11 protein-coding genes are annotated in these 16,365 nt (G+C 73.3%); 7 read left to right on the top strand and 4 right to left on the bottom strand.

Features of this window, described 5'->3' with window-relative positions:
* Nucleotides 1-203 precede the first annotated feature (203 nt).
* Together dacB and EV190_RS07375 are read right to left on the bottom strand one after the other, a co-directional pair.
* Nucleotides 204-1,802, bottom strand: coding sequence for a D-alanyl-D-alanine carboxypeptidase/D-alanyl-D-alanine endopeptidase (gene dacB / locus EV190_RS07370; RefSeq protein WP_133740705.1), 1,599 nt, complete (start codon nt 1,800-1,802; stop codon nt 204-206).
* A 255-nt stretch (nt 1,803-2,057) separates the two neighbouring features.
* Complete coding sequence (locus tag EV190_RS07375; protein WP_133740706.1) at nt 2,058-3,131, bottom strand: trypsin-like serine peptidase; 1,074 nt, start codon at nt 3,129-3,131, stop codon at nt 2,058-2,060.
* 508 nt (nt 3,132-3,639) lie between these two features.
* Here EV190_RS07375 and dxr point away from each other — a divergent pair.
* From dxr to EV190_RS07400, 5 genes are all read left to right on the top strand, one after another.
* The gene (gene dxr, locus EV190_RS07380) at nt 3,640-4,839 is read left to right on the top strand and encodes a 1-deoxy-D-xylulose-5-phosphate reductoisomerase (protein WP_133740754.1); all 1,200 of its coding nucleotides are present in this window, start codon (nt 3,640-3,642) and stop codon (nt 4,837-4,839) included.
* Between the two features lie 11 nt (nt 4,840-4,850).
* Complete coding sequence (locus EV190_RS07385) at nt 4,851-6,206, top strand: M50 family metallopeptidase (RefSeq protein WP_133740707.1); 1,356 nt, start codon at nt 4,851-4,853, stop codon at nt 6,204-6,206.
* A 255-nt stretch (nt 6,207-6,461) separates the two neighbouring features.
* Nucleotides 6,462-7,619 (top strand): flavodoxin-dependent (E)-4-hydroxy-3-methylbut-2-enyl-diphosphate synthase, encoded by a 1,158-nt coding sequence (gene ispG, locus EV190_RS07390; protein WP_133740708.1) that lies wholly within the window; start codon nt 6,462-6,464, stop codon nt 7,617-7,619.
* A 440-nt stretch (nt 7,620-8,059) separates the two neighbouring features.
* Nucleotides 8,060-9,637, top strand: coding sequence for an alpha/beta fold hydrolase (locus tag EV190_RS07395; protein ID WP_243742416.1), 1,578 nt, complete (start codon nt 8,060-8,062; stop codon nt 9,635-9,637).
* Nucleotides 9,638-9,738: 101 nt separating this feature from the next.
* Nucleotides 9,739-10,581, top strand: coding sequence for a GNAT family N-acetyltransferase (locus EV190_RS07400; RefSeq protein ID WP_133740756.1), 843 nt, complete (start codon nt 9,739-9,741; stop codon nt 10,579-10,581).
* 148 nt (nt 10,582-10,729) lie between these two features.
* Here EV190_RS07400 and EV190_RS07405 read toward each other — a convergent pair whose 3' ends face one another.
* Together EV190_RS07405 and EV190_RS23330 are read right to left on the bottom strand one after the other, a co-directional pair.
* Nucleotides 10,730-11,476 (bottom strand): hypothetical protein, encoded by a 747-nt coding sequence (locus tag EV190_RS07405; RefSeq protein WP_133740709.1) that lies wholly within the window; start codon nt 11,474-11,476, stop codon nt 10,730-10,732.
* A gap of 108 nt (nt 11,477-11,584) precedes the next feature.
* Complete coding sequence (locus EV190_RS23330) at nt 11,585-12,292, bottom strand: Crp/Fnr family transcriptional regulator (RefSeq protein ID WP_166655400.1); 708 nt, start codon at nt 12,290-12,292, stop codon at nt 11,585-11,587.
* Nucleotides 12,293-12,788: 496 nt separating this feature from the next.
* On the opposite strand from EV190_RS23330, the gene EV190_RS07415 reads away from it, so the two are divergent.
* A complete protein-coding gene (locus EV190_RS07415; RefSeq protein WP_166655401.1) occupies nt 12,789-14,855 on the top strand; it encodes a vWA domain-containing protein in 2,067 nt (688 codons plus the stop codon).
* A complete protein-coding gene (locus EV190_RS07420) occupies nt 14,845-16,263 on the top strand; it encodes an extracellular solute-binding protein (protein WP_133740712.1) in 1,419 nt (472 codons plus the stop codon). The genes EV190_RS07415 and EV190_RS07420 overlap by 11 nt, the downstream gene beginning before the upstream one ends.
* The last annotated feature ends 102 nt before the right edge of the window (nt 16,264-16,365 follow it).

Consider the following 16,365-nt stretch of genomic DNA (forward strand, 5'->3'; position numbering starts at 1 on the left):
ACCCCGCGATCCGCGTGGCGCGGCGCCTGACCTCCCCGACCGCTCCGGTGGCGCGGGGCCGCCTTCCGGACCCCTCCGGCGCACTGACCCGGGGCGCGCTTCGCGGAAGCGCTCCCCGTCCAACTGCGGCCGACCGGAGGCGGACGCGCCACCCGTCCACGGCGACTGCGGACGGGTGGCGCTGCCCGGTCCTGGGCGCGGGGTCAGCAGGCCTCGACCCAGGAGCACTCGAGGTGGTCGGCGGCCGGGTCGGACAGCAGGCGCTGCCGAGGGACGGCGCCGGCGGTGGCGTCGCTGGTGGGGGCGGTCCGGGAGAAGTCGGCGAGGCGCACCGCGATGGCGTCCTGGACCGGGCGCGGCGCGGCCCCCGTGTAGCCGTTGTTGACGACGGAGAACAGGAGCGACTCGCCGTCGGCGCCGGTGACGTAGCCGGACAGGGCGCTGGCGGCCGTCAGCGTGCCGGTCTTGGCGCGCACGTTGCCCTCGGCCGAGGTGCCGCGCATCCGGTTCTCCAGGGTGCCGCCCTCCAGCCTGCCGTCGACCCCGGCGACCGGCAGGGCCGCGGACCACGCCGCGAACCACGGTTCGTCGGGGGCCTCCTCCAGCAGGTCCGCCAGCAGCCCCGCGGACAGCCGGTTGCCGCGGGAGAGCCCCGACCCGTCGGTCAGCTCCAGGTCGGACGTGTCCAGGCCGATCCGGGTGAGCGCGAGTTCGACCTCGGACAGGCCGTCCTCCCAGCCTCCGTCGCCGCCGGTCTCGCGGTCGATCGCCTTGACCAGGATCTCGGCGTGCCCGTTGTTGCTCAGCTTCAGGAGGGGGACCAGCAGCTCGCCCAGTTCGGCGGAGTCGTGCCGGGCCACCGCGACCGCGTCGCCGGGGGCCTCGCCGCGGACCGCGTCGCCGCGGACCTCCACCCCGTGGTCGGCGAGCGCCCGCGCGAACAGGTCGGCGGCGTACCCGGTGGGCTCGTGCACGGTGCGCATGGTGGTGAAGCCCTGGTCGCCGGGCGGCATGGCGCCCGTCACCGTGATCGTGTTGCCGCCGAGGGCGCGGTCGACGCCGACGCTCCAGGGGTCGCCGGTGGTCGCCCGGTTGTCGACGCTCACATAGTCCGTGGCGGGTTCCAGGGCCGTCGTCACCGGGTCTCCGGCGCTCTCGCCCGGGGTGATCCGCACGGCGACCACGCCGGTGTCCAGGTCCGCGTTGGCGGCCGGGGTCAGCGCCGAGATCTGCGGCGCGTAGTAGTACTGCAGGTCGCCCTCTTCCCAGTCGGACGGCAGCCGCTGGTCGTCGAACCAGCTGTCGTCGGCGACCAGGTCCCCGGTGACCGTGGTGACCCCGGCCGCGGCGACGTCCGCGGCGAGCCGGTCGAAGACCTCGACGGTCAGCGACGGGTCGCCGGTGCCGACCAGGTGCAGGTCGCCGCGGAGAGTGCCGTGGCGGGGGCGGGAGGCGGCCACCACCCGGGTGCTGAAACGGTGGTCGGTCCCCAGCACGTCCAGCGCGGCCGCCGTGGTCAACAGCTTGTTGTTGGAAGCGGGCAGGAGCGAGGCGTCCGGCTCGTTCCGGTAGAGCACCTCGCCGTTGTCGAGACTGCGTACGACCACCCCCGAGGTGCCCCCCGCGAGTGAGGGGTCGGCCAGCAGCGCGTCCAGGTCGGCGCGCAGGTCGGCGAGGCCGTCGGTGTCGGCGGAGGCGGGGGCGGCCCCCAGCAGCCCGGCAACGAGCGCGGCGGCCAGGAGCGACGGTGTCGTGACGGTCAGTGACGATTTCGGGCGTCGGTCTCCCTGTCGGGTCGGCATGTCGGCCTCGGACTCCTTCGGGTCGGGGGGTCGGCGACGGCAACCTACCCGGTTCCGGGCCGAAAGTCCGCACGGAGTGCCTTCCCGGTGGCGCCGAGGCGGTGTGCCGTAGGTCACCCCGCCGTGGAGGCGCTGGTGGAAGCCGTGGGCGCGGGAGGAGCGCTGCGCGGGACGACCGCCGGGACCTCTTCGGCCGAGTCCCGGGGGCGGGGACGCGGGCGGCGGGCCCGCGTCCCCGCCGGGCGGACAAGGGCGTCAGAGGGCTTGCGCGGTGTCGTAGACGCGGTTGGCCTCGGCGCCCAGGCGGGGGCCGTACTGGACGTCGGGGTCGTTGGCGTACTTGAAGCTGACGACCGAGGTGATCGTCCCGGTTCCGGCGCCGGCGTCGAAGTCGGCGAACCAGGGGCCGCCGCTGGAGCCCTGCGTCATCTCGCAGCGCATGCCCGCCCCCGCGGTGCCGTTGCGGTCAGGGGTGGTCGGGCCCGAGCAGTAGTGCAGGTGGCGGCCCCTGTACGGGGAGACGGACGGGTAGCCGAAGGAGTACACCCGGTCGGCCACGCGGTCGCTGAACACGATCCGCTGCGTGCCGGTCCGGTCCGCGACGTGCCCGCCGGACCGGTCGGTGTCGAGCACGGCGAACCCGAAGTCGTAGCTGTCGTCGGCCCCCCTGGACCACCGGGGCGAGACGACCAGTTTGCGGGCGGGGTAGCGGCCGTACGGCTCGACACCGTTGTCGTACCCCGGCACGAACATCCAGTTGTCGGCCCAGGAGCCCCGGCCGTCTTTGAGGCAGTGGCCCGCGGTGAGCACGGTGTCCCTGTTCTCGGCGTCGACGACCGAGGCCGAGCAGGTGTAGTCCCCGCCGTCCATGCGCAGGAAAACCCGGCCGGTGGTCGCCACGACCCGGCCGCCGCCCGTCCAGCGCCGGCCCGTGCTGGTCGGGACGGGCGCGCCCTGGGTCTCGGGGGAGGCCCCGGACAGCGGCGGGAGCGGCGGGAGCGCGTCGACCACCCCGCCGAGCAGGCTTCCCCTGGGGACGGCCGAGGCCATGCGCTCGGGGGTCCAGTAGTCCAGCGTGCCGGACTGTCCGGCGGGCTCCTCCGCCGCCGGCCGGTGCGCCGCTCCGTCCGCTCCGTCCGCTCCGTCCACTCCGTCCGGTCCGTCGGGGGCTTCGGGCCGCGGGAGCGAGGCCTGGGACAGGGGCGCCGCGGCCGTGAGCCCGGACTCGGGGGCGGGCGCGGTCAGGGCGGTGTCGGCGGGGACGCCGACCGTGGCGATGGTGAGCCCGGCGAGGGAGCCCAGGATCGCTTGGGCGATGGACGCAGTCATGCCACGGATCATGCCACACGATACGTGTTCATTTAATTACGGTGAGTTTGTATCTTGCTTCGAGGGGGGAAGGCGCCCGTTCCCGGGGAGGACCCCGAGGAGCCGAACGGCCTGCCAGAGCGCCACATGGCAGGCGATCCCCGCGCCCGCGCCCCGCACCGGGTCCAGCAGCACGCAGCGGACGAAGTCGTAGCCGCTCACCGCGGCCCTCGGCGTGGCGGCCGGCAGCACCGCGCCGACCGGTCCCGCCCCCGCTCGGAATGATCACGGGCTTTCCGCCCTTCCAGGCCCCGAAACGGGCAGAAAGCCCAAGACCGCCGACGAAACCCTCGCACGACGGACATCAGTGGAGCGCGTCACACCGCCGCCCACCGGTCCGCCGTTCCCGGCGGGTGCGCCCCCGAAGGACCGGGTGCTGCGCCACAATGGGGGCGTGACCATCGCATACCAGTCCAACGAGGTGTCTGCTCCGGTGTCCTCCCAGCTCTCCGGCCCCCCGCGCCGGGTCGTGATCCTCGGTTCCACCGGATCGATCGGAACCCAGGCCATCGAGGTGGTCGAGGGCGCGCCCGGCCGCTTCGACGTGGTGGGGCTGGCGGCCGGAGGCGGCCGACTGGACCTGCTGGTCGAGCAGGCGTGCGCGCTCGGCGCGCGGACCGTGGCGGTCGCGGACCGCGCCAGGGCGGTCGAACTGCGCGAGCGCCTCGCCGCGCGCGGCAGCGCGGCCGAGGTGCTGGCCGGTCCCGAAGGCGTCGCCGAACTCGCCGCCGCGGAGTGTGACGTCGTCCTCAACGGCATCACCGGGGCGCTGGGCCTGGAGTCCACGCTCGCCGCGCTGCGCGCCGGACGACGTCTGGCGCTGGCCAACAAGGAGTCGCTGATCGTGGGCGGCCCGCTGGTCCGCGCCCTCGCCGCGCCCGGCCAGATCGTGCCGGTGGACTCCGAGCACTTCGCGCTCGCCCAGTGCTTCCCCCGGGTGCCCGAGGACGAACTCGCCAGCCTGGCCCAGGGCGGGGTCGCGGCCCGCCGCCAGGAGGTGCGCCGCCTCGTCATCACCGCCAGCGGCGGCCCGTTCCGGGGCCGCTCCGCCGCCGGGCTCGCCGACGTCACCCCGGAGCAGGCGCTCGCGCACCCCACCTGGAGCATGGGCCCGGTCATCACCGTCAACTCCGCGACCCTGGTCAACAAGGGGCTCGAGGTCATCGAGGCGCACCTGCTCTTCGACATCCCCTTCGACCGGATCGAGGTCGTGGTGCACCCGCAGTCGGTCGTGCACTCGATGGTGGAGTTCGTGGACGGCTCCACCCTCGCCCAGGCGAGCCCTCCCAGCATGCGCATCCCGATCGCCAACGGCATCGCGTGGCCCGACCGGGTCGCCGGAGCCGCTCCGGCGATCGACTGGACCCGGGCCCAGAGCTGGACGTTCGAGCCGCTGGACCACAAGGCGTTCCCCGCCGTGGAGCTGGCCTGCGAGGTCGGCGCGGCGGGCGGCACGGCCCCGGCCGTGTACAACGCCGCCAACGAGGAGGCCGTCGACGCCTTCCTGAACGGGCGCCTGGCCTTTCCTTCGATCATCGACACGGTGGCGCGGGTAGTCTCTGAGCATCAGGACGCGGACCGGGGGACCGACCTGGCGCTCGCCGACGTCTACGCGGCCGACGAATGGGCCCGGGTCCGGGCCGGGGAGCTCATCTCCCGACAGGGTTGAGGAGAACGCACATGGTCGCGTTGATGACCACACTCGGGATCGTCATCATGGTCCTGGGCCTTCTGCTGTCGATCGCCTGGCACGAGCTCGGCCACCTGGCGACGGCGAAGATGTTCGGCATCCGCTGCACCCAGTACATGGTGGGCTTCGGCAAGACGCTGTGGTCCACCAAACGGGGCGACACCGAGTACGGCGTCAAGGCGGTGCCCCTGGGCGGGTACGTGCGCATGGTGGGGATGATCCCGCCGGCCAGGCCGAGACCGGACACCGGCCGCCCGATGTCGCGGTGGCGGACGATGATCGAGGACGCCCGCGAGGCGTCCTTCGTGGAGCTGGAGCCCGGGGACGAGGACCGGCAGTTCTACCAGCGCGCGCCCTGGAAGCGGCTGATCGTGATGTTCGCGGGACCGTTCATGAACCTGGTCCTGGCCCTCGTCCTGTTCGTCGTCCTGCTGATGGGCATCGGCATCTACCAGCCCACCACGACCGTCGGCTCGGTGCACGCGTGCGTGGTGCCCGCCGCCAGCGCCGGCGACAGCTGCCCCGCCGACGCCGAGCCCTCCCCGGCCGCGCGGGCGGGCCTCGAGGTGGGGGACGAGATCACCGCGATCAACGGCGTCTCCACCCCCGACTGGCAGTCCGTGCAGGCCGCGATCCGCGCCAACGTCGGCCCCGGCACCATCGACGTCGTCCGGGACGGGCGGGAGCTGACGCTCACCACCGAGTTCATCGAGAACCAGGTGGTCAAGCAGGACGACGACGGCAACCCCGTGGTCCGGACCGACGCCGACGGCGACCCGCTCCTGGACGACGAGGGCCGCCAGATCCCCGAGACGGTCACCGCGGGCTTCGTCGGGTTCGTGCCCCAGGACCAGCGCCAGACGCTCGGCGCGGGCGAGACCGCGGTCTTCTTCGGCGACACCATGCTCTCCGTCGGCGAGGCCATCGTCACGCTCCCGGCCAAGATCCCCGACGTCTTCGGCGCGGCCTTCCTGGGCGCCGAGCGGGCGCCCGACTCGCCCGTCGGGGTCGTGGGGGCCTCCAGGATCAGCGGCGAGATCCTCGCCCTGCCCGCGCCCGCGCTGGACCGCGCCGCGATGGTGATCAACCTGCTGGCCGGGATCAACCTCTTCCTGTTCGCCTTCAACATGCTGCCGATCCTCCCCCTGGACGGCGGGCACATCGCGGGCGCGCTCTGGGAGGCCGTCCGCAGGAACACGGCCAAGGTCTTCAAGCGCCCCGACCCCGGCCCCTTCGACGTGGCGCAGCTCATGCCGGTGGCCTACGTCATGGTCGCCTGCTTCCTGGGCTTCAGCCTGATGCTGCTGGTCGCGGACATCTTCAACCCGGTCCGCCTGGTGCAGTGACCCCGGACCGCGTCCACCGCGAAGCGGTGACGCCGGGGTGAACACGGTCCGCACGGCCCGGGCCCGCCGGACGGCGGACCCGGTTCCGCGTAGGGAACCGGTGGCCGGGGCGGGTAGCCTGTGAAGGCCAGGGAACGGCGCGGACTCCTCGTCCCCGTTCCGTGTCGCGGCGCTGCTGCCCGGCGTCGCTTCCGATACCCATGAATGTCGAGCAACGCCGTCGGCGACCCCGACGGCCGGCGAGGTGAAAATCGCGTGTCCGTCGATCTCGGAATGCCCGTCGCACCCCCGCGGCCGTTGGCGCCACGGCGCAAGTCGCGGCAGATCATGGTCGGCAGCGTGCCCGTCGGCGGGGACGCCCCGGTGTCGGTCCAGTCCATGACCACCACGTTGACCTCCGACATCAACGCCACGCTCCAGCAGATCGCGGAGCTGACCGCGTCGGGCTGCCAGATCGTGCGGGTGGCGGTGCCCAGCGCCGACGACGCCGCGGCGCTGCCGATCATCGCCAGGAAGTCGCAGATCCCGGTGATCGCCGACATCCACTTCCAGCCCAAGTACGTGTTCGCCGCGATCGACGCGGGCTGCGCGGCGGTGCGGGTGAACCCGGGCAATATCAAGAAGTTCGACGACAAGGTCGGCGAGATCGCCAAGGCCGCCACCGAGGCGGGGGTGCCGATCCGGATCGGCGTCAACGCGGGCTCGCTCGACAAGCGGCTGCTGGCCAAGTACGGCAAGGCCACCCCCGAGGCGCTGGTGGAGTCGGCGCTGTGGGAGTGCTCGCTGTTCGAGGAGCACGGCTTCCGGGACATCAAGATCTCGGTCAAGCACAACGACCCGGTGGTGATGATCAACGCCTACCGGCTGCTGGCCGAGCAGTGCGACTACCCGCTGCACCTGGGCGTCACCGAGGCGGGCCCGGCCTTCCAGGGGACCATCAAGTCCGCGGTCGCCTTCGGCGCGCTGCTCGCCGAGGGGATCGGCGACACCATCCGCGTCTCGCTGTCGGCCCCGCCCGCCGAGGAGATCAAGGTCGGCAACCAGATCCTGGAGTCCCTGGGCCTGCGCGAGCGCGGCCTGGAGATCGTCTCCTGCCCCAGCTGCGGCCGCGCCCAGGTCGACGTCTACACCCTCGCCGAGGAGGTCACCGCGGGCCTGGAGGGCATGGACGTGCCGCTGCGGGTGGCGGTCATGGGCTGCGTCGTGAACGGTCCCGGCGAGGCCCGCGAGGCCGACCTCGGCGTCGCCTCGGGCAACGGCAAGGGCCAGATCTTCGTCAAGGGCGAGGTCATCAAGACCGTGCCGGAGTCCAAGATCGTGGAGACCCTCATCGAGGAGGCCATGCGCATCGCCGAGGACATGCGCGAGGCGGGCGTGGAGTCCGGCGAGCCCACGGTGGGCGTCGCGGGCTGACCGCCGGGAAGGACACACCGCCGGGGGCGGGCGCGCCACGCGCCCGCCCCCGGTCGCGTCAACGGCGGGTGCGGGCCGAGGCCGCGCCCACGATGTCCGTTTCACGAGAGACTCGTCGGTGGTCTTGACGTTGTCGTTCTGAAAACCGCGGTTTTTGGAACGACAACGTCAAGATCACCGGACAGGGCCCCTGTGGAGACCGTGAACCGGATCCTCCCGCACGGACCGGGTCCTCGGCTCGTCGCCGCCTCGTTGCCGCGCCGGGCACGGGAACACCTCGACGATCCGGTCGGCGAATTCCCGACGCCGGAACACCCCGCGCCGAAAACCCCCGGATCCCATGCGGAGGGCTCTTCCGGAGAAGGCGCTCCCGAAGCGGTGCGCGGAGAGATCGTGTCGTTTCGCACCGTGATCGCTCCTCTCGGTGAGAATGCGTCTGGATGATCTTCGGGGGAGAGGCGGGCCGGATGCGGCGCGGTGCGGTCGGGGTGTTCGGAGTGGTCGCGGCAGGGGTCCTGGCGGTGTCGGGGGCCGCGGTGCCGGTGGCGGCGGACGCGGGGCCCGCGTGGGGGGACTGCCCCGACCTGCGGCCGGTCGAGGGCGCGGCGGCCGAGTGCGCCGCGCTGGAGGTCCCGATGGCGCGCGGCGTGCGCGGGCACCGCGCCGGGACGGTGACCATCGCGCTGTCCAGGGTCCCCGCCCGGCGGGAGCGTCAGGGCACCCTGCTGGTGAACCCGGGAGGACCGGGCAGCCCCGGGCGGGAGCTGGCGGCCGTCGTCGCCGCCGGACTCCCCGACGACCTGCGCGACTCCTACGACGTGGTGGGCTTCGACCCGCGCGGCACCGGGGCCTCGGTCCCCGCCATCGCGTGCGACCCCGGTTACTTCGACCCGGTCCGGCCCGACTCGGTGCCCGCGGACGCCGCGGCCGAGGAGGCGCTGCTGGGGCGGGCCGCCGACTACGCCAGGGCCTGCGGGGAGCGCAACGGCCCGCTGCTGGACCACGTCACCACCGTGGACAGCGCGCGCGACGTGGAGGACATCCGGCGCGCCCTGGACGTGGACCGGATCGACTACCTCGGCTACTCCTACGGCACCTACCTGGGGGCCGTGTACGCCACCCTCCACCCGGACCGGGTGCGCAGGCTGGTGCTCGACAGCGTGGTCAACCCGGACACCCCCTGGTACCGCGCCAACCTCGCGCAGAGCCGGACGCTGGACGCGGCCGCGCGGAACTTCTTCGGCTGGACCGCCCGCCACGACGGCGAGTACGGCCTGGGCGCGACCCGGGACGAGGTCGCCGCGAACTACTACGCCGCCCGCGCGGCCCTGGCGGACGAACCGGTGGCGGGCGTCGTCGGCCCCACCGAGTTCGAGAGCGTCTTCCTGTCCGCCGCCTACACCAGCGCCTACTGGCCGGTGCTCGCCCGCGCCCTGTCCGCCCACGTCGTGGCGGGCGACTCCGGGATGCTGGAGACCGCGTACGAGAGGCTCGGCGAGAACGCCGACAGCGATCCCGGCTTCGGCGCCTACCTGGCCACGGAGTGCACGGACGCGCCGTGGCCCCGGGACTACGGGACCTGGCGGGAGGACGGGGCCAAGACGCACACCGAGGCGCCCTTCGCAGCCTGGAACAACATCTGGTACAACGCTCCGTGCATGTTCTGGCCGGGCGGCGACCGCCCCTGGTTCCAGGTGGACGGCTCGGAGGTGGAGGACGCGCTGATCATCCACGCGACCGAGGACGGCCCCACCCCGATCGCGGGCGCCCACGCGATGCGCGAGCGCTTCCCCACGGCCCGGCTCGTCGTCGAGGACGGCGGGGTCAGCCACGGCGTCTCGCTCAACGGCAACGCGTGCGTGGACCGCGCGCTCGCCGACTACCTGCGCGACGGGACGCTCCCCGAGGCGGGCGGCGGCGAGGGCGCGGACCTGACCTGCGCGCCGCTGCCCGAACCCGGGCCGCACCGGCCGGCGGGGCACGCCGCGCCCGGCCCCGGCCAGCGCCTCGGATCGTGACCGCGGATGGCGGCGGACTACCCTGTGCGGATGGTTACGATTGCCCGTAGGGCGGCGGTTTCTCCCGTCCGCAGCGGACGTTTCCAGGTGAGGTGATGCGGGTGCTCCGGACCTCGCCGGTGCGCGTTCTCGGTGAACGGGACCGCGCCCAGGTGGACGCCATCCTCGACCAGGACCCGGTGGGAAACGTCTTCGTCGCCTCCCGGCTGCGCGCCGCCGGGCTGGAAGCCGGGCGGCTCGGCGCGGAGCTGTGGGGCTACGTCGAGCGGGGCTCCGTCACCGCGCTGTGCTACGCGGGCGCGAACCTGGTGCCGGTCAACGCCGATCCCGACGCCGTCAGGCACTTCGCGGGGCACGCCCGCTGGCGGGGGCGCCGCTGCTCCTCCATCGTGGGGCCGGTCCCGGCCGTCACCGACCTGTGGCGCAGACTCGGCCCGTACTGGGGGCCGGCCAGGGTGATCCGGGCCAGCCAGCCCGTCATGGCGATGTCCGGGGCGCCCGAGGCGGCCCCGGACCCGCTGGTGCGCCGGGTGCGCGTGAGCGAATTGGGCATCCTGATCCCGGCGTGCGTGGCCATGTTCACCGAGGAGGTCGGGGTGCCGCCGGACTCGGGCGACGGCGGCGCGCTGTACCGGGCCCGGGTGGAGGAGCTGGTCCGGACCGGCCGCGCGTTCGCCCGGATCGAGGACGGCCGGGTGGTGTTCAAGGCCGAGATCGGGGCGGTCACCCCGCAGGCCTGCCAGGTGCAGGGCGTCTGGGTGCACCCCGAGCTGCGCGGCCGCGGCCACTCGGTGTCCGGGATGGCCGCCGTGGTGCGGGCCGCGCTCGCCGACATCGCGCCCACGGTCACCCTCTACGTCAACGACTTCAACACCCCGGCCCGCGCCGCCTACCGGAAGGTGGGCTTCCGCGAGACCGGCGAGGTGATGTCGGTCCTGTTCTGAGGCGGTGGACCGCGTCGCGGTCGGCGTCGTGTTCCGGGATGGCGCGGTATCCGTCCCTGCTCCCGCGCCACCCCGGTTCCGCCGGTCCCGCACCTGCCCGTGGGGAGCCGGCGGAGGGCACCGGCCGCTCGGGGCGGCCGGTGCCCCGCTACAGGTCGGCGGCGGGGCCGCCGACTCCGTTCACGGTCACGGTCCCGTAGTTGTAGTGCACGTGGGCCTGCGGTCCGGTGTTGGCGACCCGGGGCGGCCACCAGCGCATCTGGTCGGGGGAGAAGTCCTGGTAGGGAGCGGCGGCCTGGACCCGCGGGTGCGCGGTCGGCACGTGCACCCAGGCGCGGGTGCGGAAGCGCTTGTCCTCGTCGCTGACCTCGACGGGGGTGAACTCCCTGCTGTACAGGTCGTAGTCGCCCTGGTCGACGACGTCGGTGTAGATGGAGTCCGAGACGGTCAGGACGAAGTCGACCTCGGGGTTGTCGCGCAGGGCCCGCTTGGCGGCGGCGGAGTCGCGGAGCCGGCAGACCGAGACCACCGCCGCGCCCGCGTAGCCGTTGGCGCCGAGGGAGACGTTGCCCTGGTCGAACGCGACCCGCAGACGGAGTCGGGACTCCTCCCTGAGGTCGGCGTTGTGGTGGTAGAGCGCCATGGCGAGCTCGTGCGTGAAGTAGGCGATCACCCGGGCCTCCTCGATGCCCGGCTGCAGGAGCGCGAGTTCACCGTCCCCCTGGGGCTGGACGTCCCAGCAGGAACGGTCCAGGTTGGCGTTCTCGCAGACCAGGTCCATGATCCTGACCAGCCAGTGCTGGATCTCGCTCTGGGCTCGGCGGTCTCGGTCGCCGTACGCTTCGGCGTCCACGGCCAGGCACATGCGGCGGATGGCCGGGGTGGGGTAGTCCATTCGGACACCTTTCTCGCGGTGAGGAGGGGGACGTCTTCGTGGGAAGGGGCGCCGGGCGAGGGGCCGGGTTCCACGGTGACGCGGATCGGTGGTCGAGATCCCGTACTGCTACGGGCTTTCGGGGAGTTCGGCGAACCGGCGCAGCCGTTCCGGGTCGCGCACCACGTAACTGCGGTAACCGACGCTGATCACCTCGTGCTTCCGCAGCTCGGCCAGGGCCTTGTGGACGGCGGGCTCGGAGGCGGCGACGATCGCGGCGAGTTCGGGCTGGGTCAGCGGGATGCCGATGGAGACGCCGTCCTCGGCGGGGCGCCCGTGGTCGGCGAGGATACGCAGCAGGGCGCGGGCCAGCCGGACCGGGACCTCCTGGCTGCTGAAGTCCACGATCTTGTCGGTGGCCGAGCGGAGCTTGGCCGCGATCGATCCGTTGACCGTCCGGCCCGCCGCCGGGTGGCGTTCCAGGAAGGCCTCGAACTCGGCGAAGGCCATGACGCGGGTCGCGATGGCGCCGATCGCCACCACCCGGGCCATCCGCGGGCTCGAGTCCATCCCGGCGAGCTCGCCGACCAGATCGCCCCGGGAGCGCACCGACAGCAGGATGGTGCGTCCGCTGTCGGACTCGCTGAGGACCTTGACGTGCCCGGCCACCAGGACGAATACGTGCGTGCTGTGCTCCCCCTGGCGCAGCAGGACCTGCCCGGCGGCGAACTCGCGCCGCACGCCGAGGGAGAGCAGGTCACCACGCTGCGGTTCGGTGAGCCGTCCGACGACGCTGTTGTCGGGCCAGGCGCGGTGAGAGGAGCCGTCGAGCCGCATCGTCCAGGTTTCCGTATCTCCGGATGCATCACACAGGGGGCGGCCCCGTGCCGCCGTGACGGGGCCGGGCTCGGCCCCGCCCCGAAAAGCAGTTCCCGGAGTCGGTGCCGAGCGGGCTGAAAGTTCCCTTCCCGCCAATGAGGATAATGGCGGCTTACCTTCCGGGGGAGATCGCCTCTCCCTCGCGGCCGCCCGGCCCCGCCGCGCCCCGGGCCGCGGCGGGGCCGGGACCCGGTGGGAGGGGGAGGGAAGCGGAGGGCGGGACGGGAACACCTCGATGTCCGGCAATGGGGTGAATGCGCGCGATGGGATGAAAGAAGAATAAAGGTCGGCGATATCGTGGAGATGATCAGCGGGGCGCGTATATTCTGAACCACCAATGAAAGGGGTGGGACGGCGCTTCCATCCGGAGGTCTTTCCCCGGGATCCGGATGTCCGCCTCGCTATGGCTGGAACAGGCGAAGGAAAAGAAAGCGAGAGAACGGAGAGAGACGAGGTGGCGGCCGCGCTCATCGGCGGTCTCGTCGCTTTGCTGATCTTCTTCTCGGGGTGGCTCGCCCAGGAGATCCTGGGCCGGTTCCTGCCGGACGACTTTCCTCTGCTTCCGCTCGTTCTGGTCTTTCTTACGGTCATCGCGGTTTTACTGCTCCTCGCGCTCCTTCGGACGGCGGACAGAATTCCGGGCCTGAGGCAGATCAGGCAGGTGCTGGTGAGGTTCCCCCTGTCGAGGTACGCGGCCTGGGGTTTCGCCGTCTTCTGCGTCCTGATGCTGGTGGCGGCGCCCTCCGCCGCGGCCCTCAACGGGCCGTGCCCGCCCCCCGCGCAGCTGGTCGTGGCGACCACCACGGACGGGGAGGAGGCGGTGCGGGCGGCGGCCGACGCCTTCGAGGCCGGGCGCAGGGCCGATGTCGACGGGGGGCTTCCGAGGGACTGCCGACCGGTCGACGTGACGGTCTTCTCGGTCGGCAGCGCCGAGGTGCTGCGCCAGGCGCTGGACAACGACTGGGTGGCGCCCGGTTCCGCGGCGCCCGAGGGGGACGACGGTCCGCCGGACGACGGCGTCTACCTGAAGGACCGCACACTGGGGCCCCGGCCCCACTACGTGATCCCCGAGTCCAGCGTCGACTACCTGGGATTCCTGGACCCGGGAGGGGCGGGGAGCGGGGGGACCGCCGGCGGGGCCCCCGACGAGGAGGCGGACCTCGACGAGGAGGCGGTCCTCGAGGGGGGAGGGCGGCTCCGGCACCTGGGCTCCACCCGGACGACCCCGCTCATCTGGGCGGTGCCCCGGGGGTTCCCGGACGACGCCGGGGTCGGCCTGCTCCGCGACGACCTGGGGGTCGACTGGGCCCGTCCGGGGCTGGAGGAGACCTCGGCGGGCAGGCTGCACGGCGCGTACCAGCAGAGGCTCCTCTCCGACACCGGCGGCGCGGCCGGGGCCGCGGCGGCCGAGGCCCGCTTCCTCACCTCCGTGAGCGCCGACAGCAGCGCCTCGCTGCTGTGCGGGCTCCGGGAGGAGGCGGAGACCGTGGCGCTGGTCAGCGAGGCCGCTCTGCACCGCGCCCAGAACGCGGAGGGCTCCGGCTCCTTCTCCCCCGAGTGCCCCGGCCCGGTGGCCGCGGAGCTGGAGCCCCGCTACAAGAGCGGGCTCCCCGTCCTCGACCACCCGCTGATCCGGGTCTCCTGGGAGGAGGACGAGGGGGTGGCGGGGGAGCAGGAGAAGTTCGAGTCCTTCATGCTCGACCTGGCCGACGACCCCTCGGCCTACGACGCGGACGGGGTCTACGCCGGATACCGCTCCACGCGGGGGGAGGGCACCGCCGCGGACGTGACGGCCATGCCGGTCGTGGACGAGGACGGCGTCTCGGTCGCCGCGCAGATCCCCGAATGGGTGGACGACTCCGAGCCGCAGGAGTGGTGGGAGTGGGCGGTGAAGGCCGACGAGGCGCGCCGGGAGGCGGGCGGACCCGCGACCGTGCTGGTCATGGTCGACCGGTCGACCTCCATGGCGTCGGTGCCCGAGCAGTTCGCGGCCGTCCGCACGGTGACGGAGACCATCGTGCGGGACCTGGGCGAGGAGGACCGCTTCGGACTGTGGAGTTATCCCCAGGGGGAGACGGGGGCCGACGCCGGGAGCGCCGCCGAGCGGGTGGGGCTCGACCGCGCGGACGCGGCCGGGGACGCGGCCGCCGAGATGATCGAGGGTCTCTCCCCGGCCTACCAGCCGACCCCGCTGCGTGAGGCCGTCCGCTCGGGGGTCCGGGCGCTGGAGGGGGAGGAGCCCGGCGCGATACTGGTCGTCGTCACCGACGGGGTGCGCGTCCAGGACGACGCGGGGCTGGGCCGGGCGGAACTGGAGGACGTGCTGGACGACACGGACGCGCGGGTGCGGATCATCGCGGTCGGCGGAGGGGCCCAGCAGCGGCCCGGTCAGGAGGCGTGCGACGTGGGACTGCTGCCCGAACTCGCCGGGCATCCGAACGTCGAGTGCCGCGACGCCGACCAGGGCAGGGCGGACGAGGCCGCACGCGGAGTGGTCCAGGAGGCGCGCGGTGGGAACTGAGGGCGCGGCGCTCCGCGGGTGCGTCGCGGCGGTGGCGGCGGCCGCCACGGTGCTCGGGGCCGCCGCCTGCCAGGGCCCCGGCGCCGACGACGGCTCCGACCGGATCATCTACTTCGCCACCGGCAGGGACGTCAGCGACAACAACCTGTACCGGCGGCTCATCCAGGAGTGGAACGAGGACCGGACCGACGGGTACCGCGCCTACCTGGTGGAGCTCCCGGGAAGCGCCGACGAGCAGTACGCCGAGATGATGCGGTCCGCGCAGACCGGCCGGTCCGAGTACGACGTCCTCAACCTCGACAACCAGTTCACGGCGGCGTTCGCCGAGGCGGGGAGGATCGAGGAGCTCGGCCCCCTGTGGGCCGGGGGCGAGGGCGACCCCGCCGGGGCCCAGAGCCAGATGGAGGGTGTCTTCCGGAGCGAGCTGCTCGAGACGGTGCGGTACGGCCCGGACCGGAGGATCTACGCGGCGCCCTTCACCGCCGACGTCGGGATGCTGTACTACCGCGCCGACCTGCTGGACGAGGAGGAGCTCGACGCGCGGGAGGACCTGCCGGGCCTGCTGGAGACGCTGTCCGAGGCGGCCGGGGAGGCCGGGGTGGACCACCCCTACATCGGCCAGTTCGACGCCTACGAGGGCCTCACCGTCAACACCATGGAGGTCGTCGGCGGTGTGGGCGGCGCGCTCGTCGTGCCCGGCGAGGGGAACGCGCCGCCGCGTGTCGCCGTCATCGACCAGAACAACCCCGAGTACGGGGCGCTGGAGTTCATCGCGGACGGGTTCGCGGACGGGACCTTCCACCCCGCCTCGCTGGAGGGCGGCGAGGAGGACTCCTACGTCCGCTTCCTCGGCGGGGAGGCGGTCGCCATGCGCAACTGGCCGACCTGGTACCGGCGGCTGCTGATCACGTCGGCGGAGGCCGGGGACGGGGAGGAGGCCGAGTACGCGGTGCGGGCGCTGCCCGGGGCGCTCCTGGGCGGGCAGAGCCTGGCGCTGGCCGACGGCACCCCGCACCGGGACAGGGCACTGGAGCTCATCCGCTTCCTCACCGGAGAGGACCGGCAGAAGACGCTCTTCTACTGCGGCGGGTACATGCCGACGCACAGCGGCGTGTACACGGACGCACTGCCCCCCGGGGAGGCCGAGGCGCTGTGCACGCAGCACGGCGTGAGCGGCCAGGAGGAGTGGTACGCCGAGGCGGGGGAGTTCCTGACCCCCGTGGGCGACGCGATCGCCGACGCCCGGGTCCGGCCGGTCACCCCGTACTACTCCCAGTTCAGCGAAGCCGTCTACACCGGCCTGCACCCCCTGTTCACCGCCGCGGCGGCGGGCGGGGAGGCGCCGCTGGACCCGGCCGCGCTGGCCGGGACCCGGACCGAGGCCGACGCCGCGCTGAGGGGGGAGTGAGCGTGCGCGGGGGCGGGCCCGGCGGGTGTTCGGTCACGATCGGGTCGCGACACGAGGACAGTGGGAACGCGATCGCGTCGAAGCGGTCGGTCTGTTGCCGGA

The sequence above is a fragment of the Actinorugispora endophytica genome (genome assembly GCF_004363075.1).
Taxonomy (GTDB): domain Bacteria; phylum Actinomycetota; class Actinomycetes; order Streptosporangiales; family Streptosporangiaceae; genus Actinorugispora; species Actinorugispora endophytica.

Bases quoted from the DNA above. Each gene is read 5' to 3' on its own strand.
- EV190_RS07385 (WP_133740707.1), top strand. From the start codon at position 4,851: ATGGTCGCGTTGATGACCACACTCGGGATCGTCATCATGGTCCTGGGC.
- EV190_RS07395 (WP_243742416.1), top strand. From the start codon at position 8,060: ATGATCTTCGGGGGAGAGGCGGGCCGGATGCGGCGCGGTGCGGTCGGG.
- EV190_RS07405 (WP_133740709.1), bottom strand. From the start codon at position 11,476: ATGGACTACCCCACCCCGGCCATCCGCCGCATGTGCCTGGCCGTGGAC.
- dacB (WP_133740705.1), bottom strand. From the start codon at position 1,802: ATGCCGACCCGACAGGGAGACCGACGCCCGAAATCGTCACTGACCGTC.
- EV190_RS23330 (WP_166655400.1), bottom strand. From the start codon at position 12,292: ATGCGGCTCGACGGCTCCTCTCACCGCGCCTGGCCCGACAACAGCGTC.
- EV190_RS07375 (WP_133740706.1), bottom strand. From the start codon at position 3,131: ATGACTGCGTCCATCGCCCAAGCGATCCTGGGCTCCCTCGCCGGGCTC.